5 protein-coding genes are annotated in these 2940 nt (G+C 66.3%); all 5 read left to right on the forward strand.

The annotated features are described in order from the left end of the window. Positions 1-902 (forward strand): F0F1 ATP synthase subunit A (gene atpB / locus KJ554_01895; GenBank protein ID MBU0741086.1); only part of this gene is annotated, 902 nt, incomplete at its 5' end. 80 nt (positions 903-982) lie between these two features. Continuing rightward, positions 983-1204: an ATP synthase F0 subunit C gene (gene atpE / locus KJ554_01900; protein MBU0741087.1), complete on the forward strand. Its 222-nt coding sequence runs from the start codon at positions 983-985 to the stop codon at positions 1202-1204. Between the two features lie 102 nt (positions 1205-1306). Next, positions 1307-1798: a F0F1 ATP synthase subunit B gene (gene atpF, locus KJ554_01905; GenBank protein ID MBU0741088.1), complete on the forward strand. Its 492-nt coding sequence runs from the start codon at positions 1307-1309 to the stop codon at positions 1796-1798. Next, on the forward strand, positions 1791-2363 hold the full coding sequence (gene atpH, locus KJ554_01910; protein ID MBU0741089.1) for an ATP synthase F1 subunit delta: 573 nt from the start codon (positions 1791-1793) through the stop codon (positions 2361-2363). Before atpF ends, atpH begins: the two co-directional genes overlap by 8 nt. A gap of 15 nt (positions 2364-2378) precedes the next feature. Beyond that, positions 2379-2940 (forward strand): F0F1 ATP synthase subunit alpha (locus KJ554_01915; GenBank protein ID MBU0741090.1); only part of this gene is annotated, 562 nt, incomplete at its 3' end.

Here is a 2940-nt window from a genome sequence, read left to right on the forward strand (position 1 = left end):
CCACCCACGGCGACGCGCACGCCCAGCCGGCGCACGCCGGGGAAACCCGCGGGGCCGTCGAACAGGCGGGCGACGCCCACGCCGCGGCCGGCCATGACGCCGACACGCACGGCGACGCGATCCACGGCGAGCACGACGACGCCAACGCACACGATCCGTACCACCTCCCGAACTTCATCACCCTGCTCTTCGGCAAGTATCTCGAGGGCGACAAGGCCGGCTTCCTGGACCCCCTGTTCTCGTTGATCGCCGTCGTGCTGATCGTCTCGCTGATGGCCGGATCGGTGAAGCGCCGCGGCGACGGGCCGCCGACCCGCTTCCAGGTCGCGATCGAGATGCTGGTGGGCGGGCTGTACAACCTCTTCGAGGGCGCCATCGGGCCCACCGCGCGCCGCTACACGCCGTACCTGGGCACGCTTTTCATCTTCATCCTGCTCAACAATTTCATGGGGCTCGTGCCCTTCTTCCACTCGTCCACCTCGAGCATCAACACCACCGTGGCGCTGGCGATCTGCACCTTCCTGTACGTGCAGTTCACCGGCATCAAGGAGAACGGCGTCCTGGGCTACCTGCATCACATGGCGGGCTCGCCCCGCAGCGGACTGGAGTGGGGCTTCGTGGTCCTGATGTTCCCGCTGCACGTCCTGGGAGAGTTCATCAAGCCCCTGAGCCTGAGCCTGCGACTGTTCGGCAACGTGATGGGCGAGGACAAGCTCATCGCCGTCTTCGTGGTGCTCGGCGCGGGCATGTTCGCCTTCATCCATTCGCCGATCGGCATCCCCATCCAGGTGCCGATCGTTTTCCTGGCGCTGATGACGAGCACCATCCAGGCGCTGGTCTTCACGCTGCTGTCGACGATTTACATCGCCCTGATGCTTCCCCACGGGGAACACGGGCATTGATGCCGGAGAGAGGCGACTTTCATCCGGTGACCAAGGGCGCTCGCCCGTCAATCAAGACCTGAAAAGGTTTAGGAGGAACAATGGATCTCTTAGGTTTGGCTCCCCTCGGCGTCGGTATCGCCGCGATCGGTTCCGCACTCGGCCTGGGCCGGGCCATCGGTTCCGCAATGGAGGCAATGGGCCGTCAGCCCGAGGCCATCCCCCAGATCCAGATCGCGATGATCATCGGCTGTGCCTTCATCGAGGCCCTGACCATTTATGCGCTTTTGATCGTCATCCTGCTGATGGGCAAGCTCGGCTGATCCGAGTCGTCGCGGGGTCTCCGGTGACGGATGCGGTCGGCGACGGTTCGCCGCCCCGTCCCACCGGCCGGAGGAGCCGGCGCCGGCAGCGGAAGGTGTGACATGGAACTGAACATACCCGTCGTCCTGACCAACATCGCGGGCTTCGTGATCGTGGTCTGGATCCTCGCCAAGTTCGCGTGGGGTCCGATCCTCGACCTGCTCGACGCCCGCCGCGACAAGATCTCCTCCGACTTCGCCGAGGCCGAGCAGGCCCGCGGGGACGCGGAGAAGCTGCGCGGCGATTTCGAGTCGAAGCTCGGCGAGATCAAGGTCATCGAGCGCGAAAAGGTCCAGGAGGCCGTCGTCCGCGGCGAGGAGATCGCCGACCGGATAAAGGGCGAGGCCCAGGCCAAGGCCGGGAGCGCCCTCGACAAGGCGCGGCAGGACATCGAGGTCGAAACGCAGAAGGCGCAGCTCTCGCTGCGCGACGACATCGTGGAGCTCGCCCTGGGTTCGGCGGAGAAACTCATCAACCAGAAGCTGGACGACGAGACGCACCGCCGCCTGATCCGCGAGTACATCGACAGCCTCGGGAAGATGCCCCATGCGTGACCGGGGCGTCGCCACGCGCTACGCGCAGGCCCTGCTCGACACGTCGCGCAAGGCCGGCCTGCTCGAGGGCGTGGCCGAGTCCTACGCGGCCGTGGCGCAGGTCTTCGACCAGAAGCCGGAGCTGGCGCGCTTCCTCGAGGGGCCGCAGGTCGCCGACCGGGAAAAGGAGCAGCTGCTCGACAACCTCTTCGACCGGAAGATCGAGCCGGTGCTGCTGCACTTCTTCCACCTGCTGCTGGCGAAGGGACGCATCGAGCACCTGTCCGACATCCAGTCCGCGTTCCAGACGCTGGTCGAGATCGACCGGGGCTACATGCGCGCCAGGGTCGTCACGGCGGTGCCGCTGCCCGGGGATCTCGAACGCGACCTGGTCGACAGGCTGGCGTCGCTGACCGGCAAGAGGATCACCCTGCGCAAGCGCGTCGACCCGAGCGTGATCGGCGGCGTGTGCGTGTCCATGGGCGATCAGGTGATAGACGGCACGATTCAAACCAACCTGACCAAGATGCGGGCGCAGCTGTCCGCGGCGGACGTGCGCCGAGTCGCCGAACCGAGTGGTGATTGAACAAGGGGTTTTGCTTTGAAACTCAGGCCCGAAGAGATCAGCTCCATCCTCTCGCAGGAGCTGGAGAAGTACGACCGCGACCTCGGCGTCGAGAGCGTGGGCACCATCCTGCAGGTCGGCGACGGCATCGCCCGCATCTACGGCCTGCGGGACGTCATGGCCGGCGAACTCATCAAGTTCCCCGGCGACACCTACGGCATGGTGCTGAACCTGGAGGAGGACTCCATCGGCGCGGCCATCTTCGGCGAGGACACGCACATCAAGGAAGGCGACCAGGTAACCCGCACCGGGCGCATCGCCGAGGTGCCGGTGGGCGACGGCGTCATCGGCCGCGTGGTCAACGCCGTGGGACAGCCCATCGACGGCAAGGGCCCCATCCCCAGCGACCAGACGCGCAAGATCGAGCTCAAGGCGCCCGGCGTGCTCGGCCGCCAGCCGGTGAAGGAACCGCTGATGACGGGGCTGAAGGCCATCGACTCGATGATCCCCATCGGCCGCGGCCAGCGCGAGCTGATCATCGGCGACCGCCAGACGGGCAAGACCGCCATCGCCATCGACGCGATCATCAACCAGAAGG

The organism is bacterium (assembly GCA_018814885.1).
In the GTDB taxonomy this organism is placed as follows: Bacteria; Krumholzibacteriota; Krumholzibacteriia; order LZORAL124-64-63; family LZORAL124-64-63; genus JAHIYU01.

Coding starts and splice junctions, on each gene's coding strand:
- atpE (MBU0741087.1), top strand. CDS start 983: ATGGATCTCTTAGGTTTGGCTCCCCTCGGCGTCGGTATCGCCGCGATC.
- atpF (MBU0741088.1), top strand. CDS start 1,307: ATGGAACTGAACATACCCGTCGTCCTGACCAACATCGCGGGCTTCGTG.
- atpH (MBU0741089.1), top strand. CDS start 1,791: ATGCGTGACCGGGGCGTCGCCACGCGCTACGCGCAGGCCCTGCTCGAC.